Below are 22,369 nucleotides of genomic sequence, written 5' to 3'. Positions count from 1 at the left end.
GGGTTGCCCATCTACAGTGGCGGGTATACGGCCTTAAGCCGGTCGTCACCGGAACAACCACGATGACGTGTGACCCACGTCGTCTTGCTCCACGCAGGAGAGCGTCAAATGTCATCAGCCGCCTCAGGTTATTTTCGCCGACTGAGCCGCAGGCTGACCGAGGATATCGATCAGTTGGACGCCGAGGAACTCGCCGAATCGGCCGATGCGTCGGGTGCCTGCCGGGCCTCGGACTGTCAGCGCGGTGACGAAGCGACCATGCTCGGCCGACTACGCAGCGTCGAGGCGTGCCCGAAATCCGTCGGCGCCAGTGTTCAGGCAGAATTCTTCGACGGCACCGATGCCATCAGTCTGGTCTGGATCGGCCGCCGTCGCATTCCCGGTATCGAACCCGGACGCAAGATCCTCGTCCGCGGTCGTGTGGGTGACCGGGATGGCCGTAAGGTGATCTACAACCCCTACTACGAATTGCGTGAGAACAGCTGACGTATGCCATCGAGCAACGAGAATGCCGCCGAGATCCACACCGCAGGGCGTGAGCCGATCGACGCGGGCCCGTCCGACGTCGTAGATCACGCTGTCGCCGCCGAAACCGAAGAAGCCGAACAAACCCTGCTCGAGCAGTTGGGCGGCTTCAGCGGCCTGATCTACTCGACGCTGCCGGTGCTGGTCTTCGTGCCCGTGAACACCTTTGCCGGGCTCACCGCGGCGATCTGGTCGGCGTTGGGCGTGGCCGCCGCGATTCTGGTGTGGCGGCTGGTGCGGCGCAGCCCGATCCAGCCCGCGATCTCCGGCTTCCTCGGAGTCGGTATCTGCGCGTTCATCGCCTACCGGATGGGTGAGGCGAAGGGCTTCTTCCTGTTCGGCATCTACACCAGCCTGGTGTACGCCGGCGTGTTCCTGGTGTCGATGCTGGTGCGCTGGCCGCTGGTCGGCGTGATCTGGGGTGTGCTCAACGGCCACGGCACCGAATGGCGCTCGGACCGCCGCGTGGTGCGCCTCTACGACCTGGCCACCACCACCTGGGTGGTCGTATTCGGCGCGCGCTATCTGGTGCAGTCCCAGCTCTACGACACCGATCGCACCGGCTGGCTGGCCTTCGCGCGCATCGCGATGGGCTGGCCGCTGACCGCCGTTGCGCTGGCCGTCACCGTGTGGGCGGTGCGTCGGGCCGGACATCTGCCGGTGAGCCGGGGTACGGCCGCCGAAACGGCCTAGGAATTCCCGCCCCCGATTTCGCTGGGGGTGTTAACGAATCGCCGCCGCAGGTGGGGGAGTACCCACCCTGGGGTGCCTGGTTGGGCGTTCGAGTTCGTCAGACGATCAGTGCAAGCAAAAAAGCACGATCGGCGAGGAAGGACTCGGAAGTTGGCTACCGAGCACAGCATTGCGGCACTGTCGAAGAATCAAGCCCATCACAACCCGGCCCTGTCGGAGAGTCGTCGGGTATCGGCCGAACTCGATAAGTTGATCGGTCCGGCGGCGGCGGGCGACCGCGGCGCGGTCTCCGAGATCATCCGGCTGGTCCACCCCCTCGTGCGCCGGTATTGCTGTGCGCGCCTTGGCAATACCGCGCACCTGCACGTCACGGCCGACGATGTGGTGCAGGAGATCCTGCTGGCCACCGTCAACGCGATTCCGCGCTACCGCGATCAGGGAAAGTCGTTCCTCGCCTTCGTCTACGGCATCGCGGCCAATAAGGTAGCCGACGCGTTCCGGCGTTCGCAGCTGCACCCGATGTACCCGGTCGACGAGGTGCCCGATACGGCATCGACCGCCGCGGGGCCGGAAGAGTGGGCGATCGCGTCCGAACGTCGCGAGGCCACCCGCGAATTGATGAAGATCCTGGCGCCCGCGCACCGCGAGGTACTGGTGATGCGGATCGTGCTGGGCTGGACCGCGGCGCAGACCGCCGAGGCCATCGGCACCAGCCCGGGCGTGGTCCGGGTGATGCAACATCGCGCGCTGAACAAGCTGCGCGCGCAGCTTGTGGCCGCGTCCTGAGGCAGGTCCGGCGCTGATCGCATCAGCCTTGTCGGGGAGTCAGGGTTTGATGCCGTGCGTGGCCAGCGCCACCCGCAGGTCTTCCTCGGCCTCCACGGACGTCACGAACAACAGCTCGTCATCGCCCTCGAAGGGGTCGTCGGGCTGCGGCACGATCACCCGGCCGCCACGCAGGATGGTCACCAGGGCGGCGTCCCGCGGCAGGGTGAGCGTGCGGACCGGCTTGCCCGCCAAGGCGGTATCGCTGGGCAGGGTAATCTCGACCAGATTGGCCTGTCCCTGCCGCAGCGTCATCAACCGGACCAGATCGCCGACCGAGACCGCCTCTTCCACCAGTGAGGCCAGCAGCCGCGGCGTCGACACCGCGACATCGACGCCCCAGGACGCGTCGAAGAGCCATTCATTGCGTGGGTCGTTGACCCGCGCCACCACCCGGCGCACGCCGAATTCGGTCTTGGCCAGCAGGCTGTGCACCAGATTCGCCTTATCGTCGCCGGTGGCGGCAATGACCACCTCGTAGGTCTGCAGACCGGCGTCCTCCAGCAGCGCGAGTTCGCACGCATCGGCATGGACCCAGACGGCGTCCGGGATGGCGGCGGGGTCGATGTGGTCGAGTTGGCGCTCGAGCAACATCACCCGGTGGCCGCCGCGCAATAGCTCTCTCGCTATCGATCGGCCGACGGCGCCGGCTCCGGCGATCGCCACTTTCATTTCAGTCCTCGCTTGCTGGGGGCTTACCGGCCAAGGCGACGGCCTCGCCGACGGAGCCGGAGGTGGCTGCGACATAGACGATGTCGTCGGCCTGGACCACGGTCTTGCTCTCGGGGAGCAGGCCCTGACCGAACCGGATGATGAAGGCGACCCTCGCGCCCACATTGCGTTCCAGATCGCGCACGGTGCGCCCGTACCACTCCTCGTGCAGCGTCAACTGGGCTACCGCAACGGTGCCCGTCGGATCGCGCCAGGTGGTGGTGCCGCCGTCGCCGATCAAGTTGGTGAGGAAGCGGTCGGTGGTCCACGGCACGGTGGCGATGGTCGGAATGCCGAGGCGCTCGTAGACGGCGGCGCGTTTGGCGTCGTAGATGCGCGCGACCACGCGCTGCACGCCGAACATTTCCCGGGCCACCCGCGCGGAGATGATGTTGGAGTTGTCGCCGGAGGAGACCGCGGCGAAGGCATCGGCCCGCTCGATTCCCGCGCGGGTCAGCACATCCCGGTCGAAGCCGACGCCGACCACCCGCTCGCCAGGAAAGTCCTCGCCGAGGCGCAGGAAGGCGCTGTGGTCCCGGTCGATCACGGTGACCTCATGGCCGACCCGGACCAGGGCGCGTGCCAGCGATGAGCCGACCCGTCCGCAACCCATGATCACTACGTACACCGCAACCTCGTTCCTGGAAACTGTGTTCAATTGGCGGCGCTCGCAGGCCCTGCGTGGTTACGCAGGCTTCCTCGTCCGGGCCGTGAACTCACGCCGCAGGGCGTCCGGTTTGCTATCTCCGGCATCGAACCGTACCCGCCAGATGTTTCCATGGCCCAACTTCCCCCTTCGCCTATCAACCAAACATACGACGCGAACCGGCCGAGGGAGCGCTCCACCCTGCGGGGATCTATGCTCGCTCCAGTGTCCAAGTTGACGACGGCAGCAAAACGCGTGCTGCTGGGCAGGCCTTTCCGTAGCGATGCGCTGGGCCATACCCTGCTGCCGAAGCGAATCGCACTTCCGGTGTTCGCCTCCGATGCGATGTCCTCGGTGGCCTACGCACCGGAGGAGATCTTCCTCGTCCTTTCGGTGGCGGGCATCTCGGCCTACGTCTACGCCCCCTGGGTGGGTCTGGCCGTCGCATTGGTGATGGCGGTGGTCGTGGCCAGCTATCGGCAGAATGTGCACGCCTACCCTTCCGGCGGTGGTGACTACGAGGTCGCCACCACGAATCTCGGGCCCAATGCCGGGCTCACCGTCGGCAGTGCGCTGCTGGTGGACTACGTGCTCACGGTCGCGGTATCGATCTCCTCGGCGGCGTCGAATATCGGTTCGGCGATTCCGTTCGTCGCCACGCACAAGGTGTTGTTCGCGGTGGTCGCCATCGTTGTGCTGACATCGATCAATCTGCGCGGTATCCGGGAATCCGGTGTCGCCTTTGCGATTCCGACCTACGCCTTCATCCTGGGGATGTTCGCGATGCTCGGGTGGGGACTGTTCCGCATCTTCGTACTCGGCGACGACCTGCGCGCCGAATCGGCGGGCTTTCAGCTCAATGCCGAGGAGGAGCACCTATATGGACTCGCGTTCACCTTCCTGATCGCGCGGGCGTTCTCCTCCGGCTGTGCCGCACTGACCGGTGTCGAGGCGATCAGCAATGGCGTGCCCGCATTCCGGAAACCCAAGTCGCGCAATGCCGCGACTACCCTGCTGATGCTCGGCACCATCGCGATCGCACTGCTCATGGGCATCATCATCCTGGCTCAGAAGATCGGGATCGTCTACGCGCACAACGAATCCGAATTGATCGGCGCACCCGCGGACTATCACCAGAAGACGCTGATCGCACAGCTCGCCGAGACCGTATTCCACGGATTCCCGATCGGCTTCTACTTCATCACCACGGTGACCGCGCTGATCCTGGTGCTCGCCGCGAATACCGCGTTCAATGGCTTCCCGGTGCTGGGTTCGATTCTGGCGCAGGACCGTTACCTGCCGCGGCAGTTGCACACCCGCGGTGACCGATTGGCGTTCAGCAACGGCATTCTGTTCCTCTCGGGTGCGGCCGTCGCCTTCGTCGTCGTGTTCGGCGCCGAGGTGACCAAGCTCATCCAGCTCTACATCGTCGGAGTCTTCGTCTCGTTCGTGCTCAGCCAGACCGGCATGCTGCGGCACTGGACCCGGCTGTTGCGCACCGAAACCGATCCGTCGCAGCGGGCGCGGATGATGCGTTCTCGGGTGATCAACGCGATCGGGCTCAGCGCCACCGGGACGGTGCTGGTCATCGTGCTGATCACCAAGTTCTTCGCCGGTGCCTGGATCGCGATCTGCACCATGGTGTCGATCTTCGTTGTGATGAAACTCATTCGGCGCCACTACGATTCGGTTTCCCGCGAACTCGATGAGCACGAGTGGGACGGCGTGCTGCCGAGTCGGTCGCATTCGATCGTGTTGGTATCCAAACTGCATCTGCCGACACGTCGGGCACTGGCCTACGCGCGCGCCACGCGCCCCGATACCTTGGAGGCGGTGACGGTGAACGTCGACGAGGCCGACACCAGGGCACTGGTGCGCGAGTGGGAGCGCAGCGATATCTCGGTGCCGCTCAAGGTGATCGAATCGCCGTATCGCGAAATCACCAAGCCGGTATTGGATTACGTCAAGCGGGTGCGTCGGGATTCGCCGCGCGATGTGGTGACCGTATTCATTCCGGAATACGTTGTCGGACACTGGTGGGAGCAGATTCTGCACAACCAGAGCGCGTTGCGGCTCAAGGGCAGATTGCTGTTCGAGCCGGGTGTCATGGTGACGAGTGTGCCGTGGCAGTTGACGTCGTCGGCAAAGGCCAGGCAGGCGGGCGTGGTCAATGCGCCGGGTGCGGTGCGGCGCGGGTACGAGGACCAAGGGTGACCGACTGGCGCTCGAACACCTTCGAAGTCCGGCTCGGACCACCCGGGCACGGCGGATTCTGCGTCGCGCGGCACGAGGGCCGGGTGGTCTTCGTGCGACACGGGCTGCCCGATGAACTGGTTCGGGTGCGGGTCACCGAGGATCGCGGGGGTTCGTTCTGCCGGGCCGACGCGATCGAGATTCTGGAGGCATCTGCCGATCGCATCCCCGCCACGTGTCCGGTTTCTGGTCCGGGCGGTGCGGGCTGCTGCGATTTCTCCTTCGCTACGCCCGCCGCGCAGCGGTCGCTGAAGGCGGCGGTGGTCGCGGAACAGTTGCGTCGCATCGCCGGAATCGAACGCGAGATCACCGTGGAGCCGATCGCCGGATATCCGGCCGATGCCACCGGCGGCTGGCGCACCCGCGTCCGGCTTGCCGTGGACGCTGCGGGCCGAGCCGGTGTGCACGGGTATCGCAGCACCGAGGTGATCACCGATCTGCGCTGCCCCCAACCGGTTCCGGGTGCGATGGACGACATCGCGGACCGATTGTGGACGCCCGGTGCGGATCTGGTCGTCGTGGTGGACGGTGATGGGACGCGGCACATTGTCGAGTTGGCCCCGTCGGCCGCGGCGGGACGTGCAGAGTCTGAACGCCCTTCGACGCGCGGTGCGGATCGGCGCGGCAAGCGGGAGACGGACCGGCGCGCAGGGAAGCGTCGCACCGCCGAGCGGGGCCCCGGTGGCGAGCGGTCCCGATCGGTAGGGGGCGAGGGTGATCGGCGTCGGGCGGCGGCACGCCGAGCGGCGACGCACGCGGCTCGCGACGAGTGGGTGATGGGCGGTAGCGGTCGGACGGTCGAATATGTGGCCGGGCGGCGGTGGGAGCTGGCGGCGACCGGGTTCTGGCAGGCGCATCGTGGTGCGGCGCAATGTTATTCGGATCTGGTCGCCGAATGGGCCGGGCTCCGTCACGGGGAGCGGGCGTGGGATCTGTACAGCGGCGTGGGGGTTTTCGCGGCCCGATTGGCCGGACAGGTCGGTCAGACCGGTTCGGTGCTCGCGGTGGAATCGACGCGGTCCGCGGTCGCCGACGGCAATGCCGCGCTGCGTGATCTGCCCTGGCTGGATCTGCGCGCTCAGCGCGTCGAACACTGGTTGGCCGAACACGCGAGCGGTGCCGCTCCGGATGTGGTCGTCCTGGATCCGCCCCGCGCGGGCGCGGGCAAGGAGGTCGTCACCGCTGTGACCACCAGCGGCCCGTCCCGCATTGTCCACATCGGTTGCGATCCAGCGTCTTTCGCCCGCGACCTCGGCCTATACCGGTCGGCGGGCTACCATCTCGCTGATCTCCGCGCCTTCGACGCTTTCCCCGCCACCCACCACGTCGAATGCCTCGCCCTCCTCGAGCGTTGAGCGCGTGCCGTGCGCAGGACACCCGCCTGTCCGGTTTCCTCGATCGCCGATGTGACAGCGCGGCTTAGAGTCACACCATGACCGTGTATGTCGTCGCGCAGCTGAAGTTCACCGATCGCACCGCCTACGATCGCTACCGTGCGCGCTTCCTCGAGGTGTTCACCCGCTACTCCGGCACGCTGCTGGCCTCCGATGAATCCCCGCGGGTGATCGAGGGCGATTCGGATCGGGAGAAGGTCGTGTTGATGTCGTTCCCGGACGAGCCATCGTTTCGCGAGTGGGCGGATTCCCCTGAGTACCAGGAGATCTCGAAGGACCGCCATGCGGGCGCGGATACGGTGACGCTGCTGGTCAAGGGCCTCGACCCGCGCTAGTGAAGGTCAGTCTTCGTACACCGGTGGCCGACGGTCGCGTCGCGCCCGGATGGCCTCGTCGAAATTCTCGGTGGTGAGACGGACGTAGAGCTGGGACATGCCCTCGTGCTGCATATGGGATTCGAAACCGCCCGCCTCCATACCGCTCCACAGCATACGTTTGGTGAGTTCGGTGCCGACACGGCTGAAGCTGATGATCCGTTCGGCCAGGTCGTAGCAGGTGTCGAGAAGTTTGGCGGTGGGCACGACGCGCGATACGAGGCCGATGCGTTCGGCCTCGACCGCGTCGACATCGCGCCCGGACAGCATGATTTCGAAGGCGCGGGATGCGCCGATGGCGCGTGGCAGCAGATAGCTGATGCCCAATTCCGCTGAGGTGAGGCCGTTATTGATGCCCGCCGCGCGAAAGTAGGCGTCCTCGCCCGCGATTCGGATATCGGTGGCGACGCTGAGGCAGAACCCGCCGCCGATCGCCGCACCGTTGATCGCGCCGATGACCGGTTGGTTCATCCGCCGCAGCGTGATCATCACATCGTTGAGCAGATCCATCGAGCGCCGCGCGACGCTGGTCTTGGTCAGGCCATCGGTATTGGGAATCCGGCCCGCGTTCTGCAGATCCGCCCCGGAGCAGAAGCCCTCGCCCGCACCGGTGAGCACCACGACCCGCACCTCGTTGTCGGCACTGACCGTTTCGAGGGCTTCGCGTAGCGGGATCATCACGTCGAAGGCCATCGCGTTCATTCGTTCCGGCCGATTGAGCGTGACCAGCGCGACCTGCGGCCGCGGTTTCTCGATGAGCACAAACGACATGCGGGACTCCTGATCAGACGCGATGAGGCCCTCACTATACCCAAGCAAGCGTTAGGTCAGATGTGATCAGTCGAGCTGCCAGGTCGCGCGGATGGTCGCCGAGATTTCGGATTCGCCGAGTTCGACCGGAACCGGAGCGCCGCCGTACGACTCGTTCATCGGGGCCGACATGGCCATCAGCCGGGGCGTGGCAGGCGGGACGGACACGGCATTCTCGGTGATTTCGAGAACCGATCCGAGGGTGCGCCGGGCACGGCCCGCATACTGCTCGGCCTTGGCGCGCGCGTTGTCCCATGCGGCATCCCGGGCGCGGATGAGCAGGCTCTCCTGGTCGGCGAAACCGAGATTGAGCCCGCCGAGGCGGACATCGTCACCACCGGCGTCGACACAGTTGGCGATGATCGTGGCGGGGCCCGGATCGGCCGTTTCGCCGATATCGCGCAACACGACGGTGAGGTCGGTGGTCGCGACGTAACCGGTGATCTTGGAGCCGCCGCCTTCGAGCCAGACGGTTTCGGTGCGCACCGACAGTCCGCTGGTGGCGACATCGGTGCCGGGAACGCCATCGGAGCGCAGCGAATCGGTGACGGCCGCGACGCGTTCACCGGCCTGGCCGTAGGCGAGCGCGACCTTGCTGGCCCGGGTTTCGATAGAGATGGTGACGCGCATCAGGTCCGGGGTGGCGCGGGCGCTGCCGGACCCGAAGGTGGTGACCGTGCCAGCGGTGTGGTCGGACTTCTTCTTGCTCACGACGCTCTCCTGACTTCCTCGGTTGCGGATGCAACGGTCGATGCTTCGGAAATGTCCCCGTCGACGCGGGCAAAACCGGTCGACAGTCACCGCCGCGCGCGGCGATCGCGCGCACCGCCGCCATCGAAACCACGGTTGCGGGCCGACTCCTGCCGGAGCAATCCATCCGGTCACGGAACAACACACTCCGTGCAGGGTTTGGCGATCCACTGGATGGTGAACTCGGTGGTGACGTCGCCGGTACCGTGGACCCGTCCGTCCGCGGTGGCCTGGCACAGTCCGAACGAATCCGGTTGTACCGCAGCCAGTTCGGGGATGTAGTCGGCGAGTTCTCCGGAATTGTCGGCGCGGCACGAGTGGTGGACATCGGTGACGATGCCTGCCACCACGCCGCGCGTCGACCGTCTGCGGAACCTTGCTCGGGCAGGGCCACCGGTCCACTCTAAGCTGGGTAACGTCAGGTTGACCGGCGAACTCGTCCGCCCGAGCGTGTCTTCGGATGGGCTGGCGATTCGTGTGGAGGCTCACACTTCCACGCGAAGTCGGCTGGTGGCGGGGCATTGTCGTGCGGAGCCACTGGCGCGGCTCCGTAGACTGATCGGATCAGATGCGCTATCCGGAGGGAGCGAGTTCAGGTGGGAGTGCTTTCCCGGGTCGATACGCCCGAAGACCTGCGACGGCTTACCGTCGCCGAATTGGGTGAACTGGCGGAGGAGATTCGCGAGTTCCTGGTGCAGAAGGTCGCCGTCACCGGCGGGCACCTCGGCCCCAATCTCGGCGTGGTGGAGCTCACCATCGCACTACACCGGATCTTCGACTCGCCAGCCGATCCGTTGATCTTCGACACCGGGCATCAGGCCTATGTGCACAAGATCCTCACCGGTCGCAAGGATCAGTTCGACACACTCCGCAAGCAGGGTGGGTTGTCCGGCTACCCGAGCCGATCCGAGAGCGCCCACGACTGGGTCGAGTCCTCGCACGCCTCGGCCTCGCTGTCCTATGCCGACGGTCTCGCCAAGGCATTCGCGCTGACCGGGCAGAACCGGCACGTGGTCGCGGTCGTCGGCGACGGCGCGCTCACCGGTGGCATGTGCTGGGAGGCGCTGAACAATATCGCCGCCGCACCGGACCGGCCCGTCGTCGTGGTGGTCAACGACAACGGCCGCTCCTATGCGCCGACCATCGGCGGCCTCGCCGACCGGTTGACCGCGCTGCGCACCCAGCCCGCCTACGAGCATGCGCTGGACGCGGGTAAGCGGATCCTCAAGAGCATTCCGCGCGTCGGTGAATCCGCGTACTCGATGGTGCATGCGGTGAAGGCCGGGATCAAGGATGCGGTGAGCCCGCAGGAGCTGTTCAGCGATCTCGGGTTGAAGTACGTCGGGCCGGTGGACGGTCACGACACCGTCGCGCTGGAGGCGGCGTTGCGTCGCGCGAAGGATTTCGGCGGGCCGGTGGTCGTGCATGTGGTGACGCAGAAGGGGCGCGGCTACTCGCACGCCGAGAACCATGTCGCGGACCAGATGCACGCTTGCGATCCGATCGATCCGCTGACCGGACGCCCGCTCGGTGGCCCGAAGGCGCTCGGTTGGACCTCGGTGTTCTCCCAGGAGCTGATCGCGCAGGCGGAGAAGCGCGACGATATCGTCGCGATCACCGCGGCCATGCCCGGACCGACCGGCCTGGCGGCATTCGGGGAGCGGTTCCCGGATCGGATGTTCGATGTCGGCATCGCCGAACAGCATGCGATGGCCTCGGCCGCCGGACTGGCCCTCGGCGGCATGCATCCGGTGGTGGCGATCTACTCGACATTCCTCAACCGTGCCTTCGACCAATTGCTGATGGATGTCGCGCTGCTGAAGCAGCCGGTGACGGTGGTGCTCGATCGCGCCGGAATCACCGGCCCGGACGGCGCCTCGCACAATGGCATGTGGGATCTGTCGTTGCTCGGCATCATTCCCGGCATGCGCGTCGCGGCCCCGCGTGATGCGGCGACATTGCGTGAGGAGTTGGCCGAGGCGCTCGCGGTGAGCGACGGCCCGACCGCCATTCGCTTCCCGAAGGGAAGTGTGGCCGAGGATATTTCGGCCGTCGAGCGGCTCGACGGGGTCGATGTGCTGCGGCTGCCCGAGCGCGAGGGCGGTTCTGCCCGAGCCCAGCGCGGTGATGTGCTGCTGGTCGCGGTCGGCCCCTTCGCCTCGACCGCCGTCGCGATCGCGGATCTGCTGGCACCGGAAGGAATTTCGGCCACCGTCATCGATCCGCGTTGGGTGCTGCCGGTTTCCGACACCGTCGTCAAACTCGCCGAAAATTACCGTCTCGTGGTGACTTTGGAAGACGGCGGTCTGCACGGCGGGATCGGGTCCACCGTTTCCGCGCGGTTGCGCGGTGCGGGCTTGGATGTGCCTACCCGCGACCTCGGTGTGCCGCAACACTTCCTGGACCATGCGTCGCGGAATGAAGTGCACGAGGAGCTCGGTCTGACCGCCTCCGATATCGCGCGCCGCATCTCGGGCTGGCTCGACGCACGCTGAGCGCTTGTGCCGCCCTCGGTGCCGACTGGGACTGGGCGGCAACATTTCCGACCGCTGATCGCGGGATCGGTTGGTCGGTGCCGGTCGCTATCGCCGGGGTGACGGCCCATCTGCGCGACGGCGGCTAGCGCGCTGCGTTACGCCGATGCGACGCACGGACTTTCACGCGATTGCCGCAGACATCCATGGAGCACCAGGTGCGGCCGCGGTTACGGGAATGGTCGTAGAAGGCCCAGCGGCAGCTCGGTTCTCGACAGGTCTTGAGGCGTGACCAGGTGCCCGCAGCGACGGCGGTGGCGATGTCGGCGAGCAGGGTGCTCAGAGCGCGGTCGATCACGTCGTCGGTGTTCGGCACGAGGCGGGGCGGGGTGCTTGTCACGTCCAAAGTCAGTGCCAGCGTCGCGGTGAGTGCGGCGAGTTCGGCGCGGGCCGCCGGGTCGAGACCGTCCGGGCGCGGGCTGGTGACGGGTTCGGCATTGTTCGTGGCCAGCAGTGCCCGTAGCCCTTCGCGGACTCGTACGGCCCGCTGTTGTGCGCCTGCGTCGGCTGTGCCCTCGGACAGTAATTCGTGTGCGCGGAGCCAACTCGTCAACTGCTCCGGTGTGCCGATGGCGTCGCCGTCCGCGCGGCGGGTGTTGACGAATTCCACCAGGCGAGTGAGCGGCGCGGGTGCGGCATCGACTGTGTTGGACATGAATCCAGCATAACTGCCCATTGACGATCGGTGGTTACCTAACTACCGTTCTGGGAATACAAGTTATCCAGAGCGGGAGCGCAGGAGGATCAGCCATGGGGTCGGTCAAGAGAGAGATCATCGTCGAGGCGCCTACCGAAGAGCTGTGGGCGATCATCGGCGACTTCGCACAGGGTCCGGCCCGGATGGCCCCCGGCTTCGTCACCGATAGCGCCCTCGATGGCCCGGACCTGCGCATCGTCACCTTCGCGAACGGTACCGTCCTGCACGAACGGTTCATCGCACTCGACGAAGCCGAACGCCGGATGGTGTTCTCCATCGTCGGCGGCAGCGTCACCCCGGAGCACGACAACTCGTCTATGCAGGTTTTCCCGCACGCCGACGGCAGCCGCTTCGTCTGGATCCACGACACCCTGCCGCACGAACTCGCCGACGCATTCGGCGCGTCCATGGAGCATGGCCTGCAGATCTTCAAGCAGACCGTCGAGAGTGCTGTCTCGACCTCGTCCTGAACGCCGAGCTCGGTCGCCGCTCAGCCGATGGCGGCGCGCCCACCGACCGATTCGTGGCCTACTCCGGGCTCGGGGTCAGCGCGGCGGCGAGTCGCGGGACCGCGAGTTCGCGCTGCCAAGGCCGGGCCCCGCCCGACTTGAGGAAGCCATCGATCGCGGCGGACAGATCGTCGAGTTCGCCGACGCGGTCGTAATCGGGGAGTCCGTCCCAGCACAAGCGGCGCACCAGGTCGGGGGAGAGCAGGTTCTCCACAGGAATCGCGTACTCGATGGACAGTTCACCCATCGCCGCGCGTGCTCGAACCAGACGTGCGGCAGCGGCCGGATCACGGCGCTCCCAGCGGTTCACCGGCGGTGGTCCCTCGAACGGTTGGGTCAGCGGCGGTAGGTCGGTGTCGGGGAGGGTGCGGCCGCGGTCGACGGCGGCGAGCCAGTCGCGGGAATAGCGGCGTTGGCGGGGTCCGCCGAAGACCGGCAGGGTGCGCAGTTGGGCGATGGTGCGCGGTTCGGCGTTCGCGGCGGCGATGATCGCGGCGTCCGGGAGAATGCGGGCGGGTGCCACATCGCGGGTGCGGGCGAGGGTGTCCCTTGTGGTCCACAGTTCGCGCACGATGGCCAGTTGGCGGGTGCGGCGCAGGGTGTGGATGCCGGAGGTGCGCCGCCACCGGTCGGCCTTCGGCGTGCCCGGTTCGGTGATCCGGACGTGCTCGAATTCCTGTGCGGCCCAATCGGTCTTGTGCTGGGCGTCGAGCGATGCGGCCACTTCGTCGCGCAGCTCGAGCAGCAATTCGACATCGAGTGCCGCGTAGTTCAGCCAATCATCGGGCAGCGGCCGGGTCGACCAGTCGGCCGCGCCGTGACCCTTGCGCAGTGCCCGGCCGAGCAATCGCTCCACCATGGCCGCCAGTCCGACGCGCTCGAATCCGGCCAACCTGCCACCCAATTCGGTATCGAACAGTCGCGCGGGGCGCAGACCGAGTTCGGCGAGTCCGGGCAGATCCTGATCGGCCGAGTGCAGGACCCACTCCAGATCGTTGATCGCGGCGGCCAGCGGTTCGAGCGCATCGGCGACCGGAATCGGGTCGATCAGGAAGGTGCCCGAACCCGCACGCCGCAACTGGATCAGATACGCGCGCGCCGAATACCGGAAACCGGAGGCGCGTTCGGCATCCACGGCCAGCGGACCCTCGCCCGCCGCGAGCCGCGCGGCGGCATCGGCGACCTCATCGGCGGTGACGAGCACGGGCGGCACACCGTCGGCGGGCACGAGCAGCGGCTCCGCCGTGCTTTCTGGTGGCGTGTTGCTTTGCTCGGACTCGTCTGCTACCGACATAAACCTGAACTTTACGTGGCGATCAGGTGTGGTCGTTGCTGGTATACGACTCCGGTCGCAGATGGGTGATTCCGGCGGGCGGCAAACCGGCCGCGTAGGCCAGCACTTCGCAGAAGCCTTCCACATGCGGGCGCATCTCGGTGGTCATCGCGGTCCAGGAGGCGCGCAGCTCCAATTGGTGTGCGCGCGGTGGTCCGGCGATATCGCCATAGCGCACCGAACTGGTGGAGGTGACGGTGCCGCCGAGGGCGGTGAACGGTTCGCCGCGGGATTCCAGCGCGTCGACCAGCCAACTCCAGGCGACCTCGGGCAGCAGCGGATCGGTGGCCAGTGCGGCATCGATATCGGCCTGGATATAGGCGACCAAGCGGAAGATGCCGTGCCAGGCCTCGGCACCATCGGGATCGTGCAACAGGATCAGCCTGCCGAAGGCATCGCCCTCGGAATCGACCGGCACCACATTTGTCTCGGGGTGTTTGACTTCCGCGCCTAGTGCGTAGGAAAAGGGTGCCAGGCGTTGGGGCGGTCGGATCGGTGCCAGCTCGATTCGAGGGTGCACGGTTGCGGTGCCCATCGCATCGACCGCGGCGCGAAACTGAGCTGGCTCGCCGTTGGGTCCTTCGGTCGGTGCGGCTCCGTCGCGGAAGTCGAGCGGTGTCACGGAAGCGACGGTAGACCTTGCGTGCCCGGCGCAGTCGGAGGCGCGCCGCTAGCGGGCCTTGCGGGCCGCATACGATAGGCGGTGATGAGCACTCACACCCGTCGCCGGTTGACCGATGCCCCGTTCCTGGCCGCCGCCACCGGCGCCGCACCGAGCCGTCGTCCGGTGTGGTTCATGCGGCAGGCCGGACGGTCGCTGCCCGAGTACCGCGAACTGCGCAAGGGCATCGGCATGTTGGAGTCGTGCTTCGATCCGGAACTGGTGTGTGAGATCACCATGCAGCCGATCCGGCGCCATGGTGTCGATGCGGCGATCTTGTTCTCCGACATCGTCGTTCCGCTGAAGGCCGCCGGTATCGATCTCGATATCGTGGCCGGTGTCGGGCCGGTGATCGCCGCGCCGGTGCGCACCATCGCCGATGTGCGTGCACTGCCCCGGCTGCGGCCCGAAGAGGTGGGTGCGGTGATCGACGGGGTGCGGCTGCTCACCGACGCACTCGGTGATACCCCGCTGATCGGATTCGCCGGTGCGCCGTTCACGCTCGCGTCGTATCTGGTCGAGGGCGGGCCGAGCAAGAACCACGAGCGCACCAAGGCGATGATGCACGCCGCCCCGACCACCTGGCACGAGCTGCTCGGCGTCCTGACCGATATCACCATCGCCTTCCTGCAGGCGCAGTTGGCCGCCGGTGTGGACGCGGTGCAGCTGTTCGATTCCTGGGCCGGTGCGCTCTCGCTGGCCGACTATCGCGAATTCGTGCTGCCGCATTCGGAGCGGGTATTCGCGGAGGTCGCCGAGGCCGGGGTGCCGCGGATCCACTTCGGGGTCGGCACCGGTGAGTTGCTCGGTGCGATGGGGGAGGCGGGCGCCGATGTGGTGGGCGTCGATTGGCGGGTGCCGCTGACCGAGGCGGTGCGGCGGGTCGGACCGGGAAAAGCGTTGCAGGGCAACCTCGATCCCGCCGTGCTGTTCGCCGGATCCGCCGCCGTCGAAGCCGAGGCGCGGCGCATCACGCACGAGGCCGATGAGGCGATCACCATGGGCGCGGCGGGTCATATCTTCAACCTCGGGCACGGTGTGCTGCCCGATACCGATCCGGGCGTGCTGACCGCCCTGGTGCAACTCGTCCACGAACTGTGACCGACCAGGCGTGGGGCGTCGCTGGAAATGAGTACGGCGCTCGACGACATCGTGGATAGGGTCGTCAGCGCCGCGCCGCGACTCGGTTCGACCAGGCTGGTGGCCGTCGACGGACCGGCCGGAGCCGGAAAGTCAACGTTCGCAGCGTCTTTGGCGGCGCGGTGCGACGCGCTTGTCGTGCATACCGACGACTTCGCGGCCGCGAACAACGAACTCCCGGACTGGCCTCGCCTCGAACAGCAGGTGCTCGAGCCGATCGCCGATCGCCGTCCCGGTCGATATCAGCGATTCGACTGGGACAAGCAGGCTTTGGCCGAATGGCACGATGCCGCTCCCGGCGGAGTGCTCATTCTCGAAGGCGTCTCCTCGGCCCGTGCCGCGGTCCGTGATCGGTTGTCGCTGGCGGTCTGGATCGAGACCCCGCGGGCGGTGTGTCTGGCACGCGGTCTCGAACGCGATGGTGCCCACACGCTCCCTTTGTGGGAGCGATGGATGGCGGCCGAAGACGCCCACTTCGTCGCCGATCGCACCCGCGAGCACGTGGATGTGATCATTCCCGGTGCGGCTTGATCATCTCTGATCGGCTGTGCGACAGGATGATTCCGGACTGCGACTAGGGCTTGCCCGGTCCGATCAGCACGTCGAGGAGACCGGCGGCCTCGGTGGCGAGGGTTTCGGCGGCACCCCTGTCCCCGGCGAGTTTGCGCAGCAGTGCCTGTTGGAACAGGCCGTCGAAGATGGCGTAGGCGGTGGCCGAGGAGATCAGCAGTGGTCGATCCGAAAGGTCGGCGAAGCGGTCGACGACATTGCGGATCATCTGCTCGCGGTGGCCGTCGATTTCGAGCACGTCAGCGCGGAAGGACTCCTCGAACAGACTCTGGTTGCGCAGGTCGTACCAGAGCCGGTGCAGCGGCGCGTCGGCGTCCAGGGTGGCGGCCATCGCGGCGCCGAAGTCGTGACGTAGCTGTTCGGCCGTTGTCGCGGCGGCGACGATGTCGTCGTAGCGGGTGACGCAGACCTGTTCGTACTGCCGCACCGCGTGGGTGATCAGTTCGACCTTGTCGTTGAAGTAGTAGTGCAGCACCCCGTGGGTGAACTCGGATTTCTGCGCGATCTCCCGCAGGCTCGTACGGGCGTAGCCGAGTTCGGCGAGGGTGTGCAGCGCGGCGGCGGCCAGCTGCGCGCGCCGTTCGCCGAACTTGTCGACTTGGCGGCGCGCGATGCGATCCCGCTTGGTCGCAACGATTTCGGTCATCGTGGCTTCTCTCCGTCACCGCGTCCTGTGAATTCGCCCAGTGTATCGCGGGATCGGTCGCGGACGACCAGCTGGTTTGACGATTGTGTAAGAAAAGTTTGACGACTGTCTAGAAAATTCTTGACGTCCGTCAAGAGTCCGCGCAGACTGTGATCCACGTCGCATTCGCCCAAGGTTGGATGCGACGACAGCCGAATTGACCATCTCGAGGAGGAGATGCCGGATGAGTGGCTACGACCTGGCCGGGCGCACGGCCCTGGTAACCGGTGGCGCGCGAGGACTCGGCGCGGGTATGGCCGAGGCGCTGGCCCGCGCCGGGGCGGCGGTCGCGATCGGCGACGTGCGCGAAGACCTCGGCAAGGACACTGTTGAAGCCTTGCGAGCCAGCGGCGCGACGGCCGAATTCGTGCCGCTCGATGTCACTGATGACGCGCGCTGGGCGCAGGCGGTCACCGATACCGTCGCCGCGCTCGGCGGCCTCGACATCGTGGTGAACAACGCCGGTGTCGAAATCACCAGCCTCGTGGTCGATCTCGATCCGGAAGAGGTGCGCCGGATGCTCGAGGTGAATGTGCTCGGTACCGCGCTGGGCATCAAACACGCGTTGCGTGCGATGCGGCCCGGCGGTGCGGCGGGCCGGGGCGGGGCGATCGTGAATATCGCTTCGGTCGCCGCGACCATCGCCTTCCCCGGGATTTCGGTGTACTCGGCGACCAAGTCGGCGGTGGATCGCCTGACCAGGGTCGCGGCGATGGAGTCCGGGAAGCTCGGCTACGGCGTGCGAGTGAACTGCGTATACCCCGGCCTCGTCCCGACCGAGATGGGCGCCCAACTGGCCAGCGATGTCGCGCGGATCGGGTTGTTCCCGAGCGCGGAAGCCGCCGTCGGCGCGGTGGTCGAACAGACACCGCAGGGGCGGCTGGGCGAGGTCGCCGATATGGCCGACGCGGTGGTGTTCCTCGCCTCCGACGCCGCGCGTTTCATCACCGGCGCCGGTCTTCCGGTCGACGGCGGCATGGGCATGTGAGCGGCAAAGACAGCGAAAGGTTCGAGATCTGATGAGTACCGATAAGCCCGTCGTCGTCTACGGCGCATCCGGATACACCGGCCGACTGGTCTGTGAATATCTCCGCGAATTCAATATTCCGTTCATCGCCGCGGGCCGGGACAAGGCCCGGCTGCAGGAGGCGATCGACAAGATTCCCGGCATCGAGACCGTCGAGCATGAGGTCGTCGAGGTCGCACACGAGGTCGCACCGCTGACCGAACTGTTTCGCGGCGCCGCCGTTGTCTGCAATACCGTCGGCCCGTTCGCGCAGTACGGGCACGAGGTGGTGCGGGCCTGTGTGGCCGCGGGGACCCACTATCTGGACACCACCGGCGAACAGGATTGGCTGATCGACTGCGACGAGCAATACGGCGCGGAAATGGCCGCGCGGGGTCTGCTGCTCGCACCGGGCGTCGCGCAGATGTACACCACCGGGGAGATCGCCGCGAATATCTGCCTGGAAACCCCTGGTCTGGACACCCTCGATATCCAGGTCTTCTGGAAGGGCTTCCCGACCGTCGCGTCGACGAAGACGATCCTGGTCAATGCCGCGCTGTCCAAGGCCTACTACCTCGAACAGAACCAGTATGTGGAGTGGCCTGCGGACGGTGGACTCTACGACGTGGTTGTGCCCGGCCAGCACGAGATCGGGCTCGCACTGCCGTGGGGCGGCACCTCGCATCCGGTGTGGTTCAAGCGCGATCCGCGGGTGGCGAATGTGAAGGTGCTCGGTGGCGTATTCAACCGGCCGTTGATGCAGGGCGTGCCGCAAATCGTGCAGGCGGTTGTCGAGCAGGTGAAAGACCTTCCGGTGCAGGAGAAATACCGCGTACTGGCCGAACAGGCCGCGCTGGTTCGCGACCAGATGCCGCCGCGGGAGAATCCGCGCATCAACACCTCGCTCGACTCCGTGCACGCGTCCGGACCGCTGGCGCGTGCGCACTGCGTGATCTACGGGAACTGCAATTACAAGCAGACCGGCCTGCTGCAGGCGTTTGCCGCGAACGCCCTCTTGCAGGCGCCGCCGAAACGAACGGGATTCGCCTCGGCGTGCCAGGCCTTCGGTCATCGGGAGCTGCTCGGGGTGCTGCGCGGTTTCGGGCTGGTCGCAGAACCGGTACTTACCGTGCACCGTTGATCGCGGCCTCGGGCCACGGGTGGACAGAGCTGTCTACCCGTGGCCCGAATCCGCCTCTTCCACAACAGCTTCCGTAGAGGATTACCGTGCGTTTGACGGACTATCTCGACAAGGGCGCCTCGCTCGGCGCCGCCGCGCCCTGCCTGACCATGAACGGGCACACGCTGACCTACGCGCAGGTACAGCAGTTGTCGTGGCGGATCGCCCGCGCACTGGCACGATCCGGGGTCCGGCCCGGCGAGCGGGTCGCGATCCTGTCGGCGAACGACACACTGGCCTTTGCCTGTGTTTTCGGCATCGCCCGTGCCGGTGCGGTGTGGTGCCCGATCAATCCGCGCAACGAGGCGGCCGAGAATCGGGAGCTGCTCGACCTGTTCGACTGCACCTGTCTGATATTCCAATCCGCCTTCGCACCACTGATTTCCGCCATCGCGCCGCTACTACCCGCGCTGCGGACACTGGTCTGTTTGGACGGAAAGGCTGCCGATGCACCATCTTTCGACGACTGGGTGCGGGAATGCCCCGATGATCCGTGGCAGGTCGAGCCGATCGATGAGCTCGTCATGCTGGTCGGCACCGGTGGCACGACCGGGCGGCCGAAGGGTGTCCGGCTCACCGGCCACAATATCGAGACGATGACGGCACTGACCCTGATGAGTTATCCGTTCGAACCTCGACCCCGTTATCTGGCGCTGGCACCGCTGACCCATGCCGCGGGCGTGTTGTGCTTTCCGATCCTGGTCCTCGGCGGTGAGATCGTCGTGATGCCCGCGCCGGACCTCGGTGAATTCCTCACGCTGATCGAGCGGCACCGGATCACCCACACCTTCCTGCCGCCGACACTCATCTACATGCTGTTGGATCATCCAGCGCTGCCGGAGGCGAATCTCAGCTCGCTGCAGTGCCTTTGGTACGGAGCGGCCCCGATGTCGACCGCCCGGCTCGCCGCGGCGCTGGACCGGATCGGACCGGTCATGGGCCAGCTGTTCGGACAGTCCGAGGCGCCGATGATGGTCGCCACGCTCGCTCCGAAGGATCACTTCCGTGCCGACGGCTCGATCGCCACCGAACGACTGTCCTCGGCCGGACGGCCCACTCCGCTCACTCGCGTTGCCATCATGGATGCCGAGGGGCACCTGCTTCCCGCAGATGAGCGCGGCGAAATCGTGGTCAGGGGCCCGCTGGTCATGGCCGGGTACCACAAGAATCCGGACGCGACCGCCGAGGTGTCGCGGTACGGCTGGCATCACACCGGGGATATCGGCTACCTCGATGCCGACAACTACCTCTATATCGTCGACCGGGCCAAGGACATGATCATTACCGGCGGCTTCAATGTCTACTCCGCCGAGGTCGAACAGGCGCTGCTGACCCACCCGGCCGTCCAGGACTGCGCGGTCATCGGACTTCCCGACGATAAGTGGGGCGAGCGAGTCACCGCTGTCGTCCAATTGCATCTCGGCCACACCGCGACCGGCGACGAACTGCGCGCCCACACCAGGGCACGCCTCGGCGCGGTGAAAACTCCCAAGCAGGTGGAGATCTGGCCCGACCTGCCGCGCTCGAAGATCGGCAAGGTGCTCAAGCCGGACATCCGGGCACAGCTGCGCGGCGACCGCTGAAACGCTGCTCGACCGTGTGCTCGGTCACGAAGGTGAGGGGTGTGCTCGGTGCGGGTCGGTCGGCGGGCTACGGTCGCGACATGAGAATCGCGGTGGTCGGTGGCGGGATCAGCGGGCTTGTCGCGGCGTACCGGTTAAGGGGGCTGCTCGGGGCACAGGCGGAGATCGTGGTCATCGATCGGGGTGCGCGGTTGGGCGGGATTCTGTATACCGGCGAATTGGCCGGGGAGCCTTTGGATCTCGGGGCGGAGGCATTCGTCGGGCGGCGGCCGGAGGTGCCCGCGCTACTGCGTGAACTCGGGCTGGAGTCGCAGTTGGTGGTGCCCGCGGGCTTGCGGCCACTGGTCTGGGCGCAGGGGCGTGCGCATCCGCTGCCGGAACGCACGCTGATGGGTATTCCGTCGGATGCCGAGTCGATGCGCGGGTTGGTCGATGCCGAGACGATGGAGCGGATCGCTGCCGAGGTGCGACGACCGCTGGCCTGGTATCCGGACGCCGATATCGACGTCTACAGTCTGGTCGCCGACCGGTTCGGCGCGCAGGTCGCCGAGCGCAGCGTCGATCCGCTGCTCGGTGGCGTCTATGCGGGCAGTTCGCGCTCCATCGGGGTGCGCGCCGCACTGCCGACCCTGGCCGCCGCGCTCGACAATGGCGCATCGAGCCTCACCGAGGCGGTGGCCGCCGCCATGCCGCCGCCCTCGAACGCGCCCGTCTTCGGCGGCCTGCGCGACGGCTACCGGGTCCTCCTGGATGCGTTGGCCGCGAAATCCGAGGCGGAATTCGTCACCGCGACCTCGGCCACCCACCTGATCCGCGCGACCCACGGCTGGGTACTGGAACCGGTGGGCGCGGTGGACGCGGTGGTGCTCGCCACCCCCGCCCCCGTGACCGCGAACCTGTTGCGCCCCTTCGCGCCTGCCGCCGCATCAGCCGCCGCGGGCATCCGGCTCTCCTCGTCTGTCGTTGTGGCCCTTGCCCTTCCACGTGACACCGCGCTGCCGCAGAACTCCGGCATCCTGGTCGCCACCGGAGAACCCCTGCGCGCCAAGGCCTTCACCTTGTCGAGCCGCAAGTGGACCCACCTCGCCGAACGCGAAACCGCAGCTGTCCGAGCCTCGTTCGGCAAATTCGGTGACGACTCCACGCAGACCTGGTCCGACGCCGACCTGATCGCAGCCGCCACCGAAGACCTCGCCACCGTCACCGGCGCCACCATCGAACCGATCTCCGCCGTGGTCCAACGCTGGCCGGGCGGCCTCGCCCAATACGCCCCGGGCCACCTCGACCGCGTAGCCGAAATCGAATCCAGCACAGCCGATTTCGAAGGCCTCGCCATCGCGGGCGCCTACCTCCACGGCGTCGGCGTCCCCGCCTGCGTAGCCTCCGGCACCGCCGCCGCCCACCGCATAGCCAGCACCCTGACCTCCACCACCGCCCCCTGATCCGCACTTCGCCACACCGGTACTGAGCGCCTGGATCTGAGCTGCGGA

General features: G+C 66.8%; 23 protein-coding genes. 14 read left to right on the top strand and 9 right to left on the bottom strand.

All coding sequences use genetic code 11. The annotated features are described in order from the left end of the window. The first annotated feature begins 108 nt into the window (after positions 1-108). From NA5_RS22080 to NA5_RS22070, 3 genes are all read left to right on the top strand, one after another. The gene (locus NA5_RS22080) at positions 109-486 is read left to right on the top strand and encodes an OB-fold nucleic acid binding domain-containing protein (RefSeq protein ID WP_040692536.1); all 378 of its coding nucleotides are present in this window, start codon (positions 109-111) and stop codon (positions 484-486) included. Between the two features lie 3 nt (positions 487-489). Continuing rightward, positions 490-1,218 carry a DUF3159 domain-containing protein gene (locus tag NA5_RS22075; protein ID WP_084484336.1) on the top strand — a complete coding sequence of 243 codons (729 nt, stop codon included), beginning with the start codon at positions 490-492 and terminating at the stop codon, positions 1,216-1,218. Positions 1,219-1,368: 150 nt separating this feature from the next. Continuing rightward, a complete protein-coding gene (locus tag NA5_RS22070) occupies positions 1,369-2,004 on the top strand; it encodes a sigma-70 family RNA polymerase sigma factor (RefSeq protein WP_084484335.1) in 636 nt (211 codons plus the stop codon). A gap of 39 nt (positions 2,005-2,043) precedes the next feature. On the opposite strand, the gene NA5_RS22065 is transcribed toward NA5_RS22070, so the two are convergent. After that, positions 2,044-2,715, bottom strand: a complete 672-nt coding sequence (locus NA5_RS22065; RefSeq protein WP_062988989.1) for a potassium channel family protein — start codon at positions 2,713-2,715, stop codon at positions 2,044-2,046. 1 nt (position 2,716) lies between these two features. Then, complete coding sequence (locus tag NA5_RS22060) at positions 2,717-3,382, bottom strand: potassium channel family protein (protein WP_062988987.1); 666 nt, start codon at positions 3,380-3,382, stop codon at positions 2,717-2,719. 243 nt (positions 3,383-3,625) lie between these two features. Here NA5_RS22060 and NA5_RS22055 point away from each other — a divergent pair, with 243 nt between their 5' ends. The 3 genes from NA5_RS22055 (at position 3,626) to NA5_RS22045 (ending at position 7,382) form a co-directional block, all read left to right on the top strand. Beyond that, a complete protein-coding gene (locus NA5_RS22055) occupies positions 3,626-5,614 on the top strand; it encodes an APC family permease (protein WP_062989123.1) in 1,989 nt (662 codons plus the stop codon). Further along, positions 5,611-7,008, top strand: coding sequence for a class I SAM-dependent RNA methyltransferase (locus NA5_RS22050; RefSeq protein ID WP_062988985.1), 1,398 nt, complete (start codon positions 5,611-5,613; stop codon positions 7,006-7,008). The genes NA5_RS22055 and NA5_RS22050 overlap by 4 nt, the downstream gene beginning before the upstream one ends. Before the next feature lie 77 nt (positions 7,009-7,085). After that, on the top strand, positions 7,086-7,382 hold the full coding sequence (locus NA5_RS22045) for a DUF1330 domain-containing protein (protein WP_062988983.1): 297 nt from the start codon (positions 7,086-7,088) through the stop codon (positions 7,380-7,382). Between the two features lie 6 nt (positions 7,383-7,388). On the opposite strand, the gene NA5_RS22040 is transcribed toward NA5_RS22045, so the two are convergent. From NA5_RS22040 to NA5_RS22030, 3 genes are all read right to left on the bottom strand, one after another. After that, positions 7,389-8,192, bottom strand: a complete 804-nt coding sequence (locus NA5_RS22040) for an enoyl-CoA hydratase (protein ID WP_062988981.1) — start codon at positions 8,190-8,192, stop codon at positions 7,389-7,391. Between the two features lie 66 nt (positions 8,193-8,258). Next, positions 8,259-8,942, bottom strand: coding sequence for an SIMPL domain-containing protein (locus NA5_RS22035; RefSeq protein ID WP_062988979.1), 684 nt, complete (start codon positions 8,940-8,942; stop codon positions 8,259-8,261). Between the two features lie 170 nt (positions 8,943-9,112). Next, positions 9,113-9,328, bottom strand: a complete 216-nt coding sequence (locus NA5_RS22030) for a glutaminase (protein WP_245672336.1) — start codon at positions 9,326-9,328, stop codon at positions 9,113-9,115. A 249-nt stretch (positions 9,329-9,577) separates the two neighbouring features. Between NA5_RS22030 and dxs the strand changes: the two genes are divergently transcribed. Next, positions 9,578-11,476, top strand: coding sequence for a 1-deoxy-D-xylulose-5-phosphate synthase (gene dxs, locus NA5_RS22025; protein ID WP_062988975.1), 1,899 nt, complete (start codon positions 9,578-9,580; stop codon positions 11,474-11,476). Positions 11,477-11,600: 124 nt separating this feature from the next. Here dxs and NA5_RS22020 read toward each other — a convergent pair whose 3' ends face one another. Further along, a complete protein-coding gene (locus NA5_RS22020) occupies positions 11,601-12,170 on the bottom strand; it encodes a CGNR zinc finger domain-containing protein (protein WP_062989121.1) in 570 nt (189 codons plus the stop codon). 95 nt (positions 12,171-12,265) lie between these two features. On the opposite strand from NA5_RS22020, the gene NA5_RS22015 reads away from it, so the two are divergent. Beyond that, the gene (locus NA5_RS22015; RefSeq protein ID WP_062988973.1) at positions 12,266-12,682 is read left to right on the top strand and encodes an SRPBCC family protein; all 417 of its coding nucleotides are present in this window, start codon (positions 12,266-12,268) and stop codon (positions 12,680-12,682) included. A 58-nt stretch (positions 12,683-12,740) separates the two neighbouring features. Here NA5_RS22015 and NA5_RS22010 read toward each other — a convergent pair whose 3' ends face one another. Together NA5_RS22010 and NA5_RS22005 are read right to left on the bottom strand one after the other, a co-directional pair. Continuing rightward, positions 12,741-14,015, bottom strand: a complete 1,275-nt coding sequence (locus tag NA5_RS22010; RefSeq protein WP_062988971.1) for an HRDC domain-containing protein — start codon at positions 14,013-14,015, stop codon at positions 12,741-12,743. A gap of 22 nt (positions 14,016-14,037) precedes the next feature. Further along, positions 14,038-14,589 (bottom strand): DUF3000 domain-containing protein, encoded by a 552-nt coding sequence (locus NA5_RS22005; RefSeq protein ID WP_062989119.1) that lies wholly within the window; start codon positions 14,587-14,589, stop codon positions 14,038-14,040. A gap of 171 nt (positions 14,590-14,760) precedes the next feature. Here NA5_RS22005 and hemE point away from each other — a divergent pair, with 171 nt between their 5' ends. Continuing rightward, a complete protein-coding gene (hemE, locus tag NA5_RS22000; RefSeq protein WP_062988969.1) occupies positions 14,761-15,816 on the top strand; it encodes a uroporphyrinogen decarboxylase in 1,056 nt (351 codons plus the stop codon). Between the two features lie 27 nt (positions 15,817-15,843). Further along, a complete protein-coding gene (locus NA5_RS21995; protein ID WP_062988967.1) occupies positions 15,844-16,386 on the top strand; it encodes a uridine kinase family protein in 543 nt (180 codons plus the stop codon). 43 nt (positions 16,387-16,429) lie between these two features. On the opposite strand, the gene NA5_RS21990 is transcribed toward NA5_RS21995, so the two are convergent. Then, the gene (locus NA5_RS21990; RefSeq protein ID WP_062988965.1) at positions 16,430-17,071 is read right to left on the bottom strand and encodes a TetR/AcrR family transcriptional regulator; all 642 of its coding nucleotides are present in this window, start codon (positions 17,069-17,071) and stop codon (positions 16,430-16,432) included. A 223-nt stretch (positions 17,072-17,294) separates the two neighbouring features. Here NA5_RS21990 and NA5_RS21985 point away from each other — a divergent pair, with 223 nt between their 5' ends. The 4 genes from NA5_RS21985 to NA5_RS21970 all read left to right on the top strand — a co-directional run bounded on the left by NA5_RS21985 (position 17,295) and on the right by NA5_RS21970 (position 22,321). Continuing rightward, positions 17,295-18,098: an SDR family NAD(P)-dependent oxidoreductase gene (locus NA5_RS21985; RefSeq protein ID WP_062988963.1), complete on the top strand. Its 804-nt coding sequence runs from the start codon at positions 17,295-17,297 to the stop codon at positions 18,096-18,098. A gap of 31 nt (positions 18,099-18,129) precedes the next feature. Next, on the top strand, positions 18,130-19,257 hold the full coding sequence (locus tag NA5_RS21980; protein WP_062988961.1) for a DUF5938 domain-containing protein: 1,128 nt from the start codon (positions 18,130-18,132) through the stop codon (positions 19,255-19,257). 86 nt (positions 19,258-19,343) lie between these two features. Beyond that, positions 19,344-20,879 carry an acyl-CoA synthetase gene (locus NA5_RS21975; RefSeq protein ID WP_062988959.1) on the top strand — a complete coding sequence of 512 codons (1,536 nt, stop codon included), beginning with the start codon at positions 19,344-19,346 and terminating at the stop codon, positions 20,877-20,879. 80 nt (positions 20,880-20,959) lie between these two features. Then, positions 20,960-22,321 carry a protoporphyrinogen oxidase gene (locus NA5_RS21970; protein WP_062989117.1) on the top strand — a complete coding sequence of 454 codons (1,362 nt, stop codon included), beginning with the start codon at positions 20,960-20,962 and terminating at the stop codon, positions 22,319-22,321. The last annotated feature ends 48 nt before the right edge of the window (positions 22,322-22,369 follow it).

The sequence above is a fragment of the Nocardia anaemiae NBRC 100462 genome (assembly GCF_001612725.1).
In the GTDB taxonomy this organism is placed as follows: Bacteria; Actinomycetota; Actinomycetes; order Mycobacteriales; family Mycobacteriaceae; genus Nocardia; species Nocardia anaemiae.
Note: the sequence above shows the minus strand (reverse complement) of the source record. Positions and strands in the feature narration are given on the sequence as shown.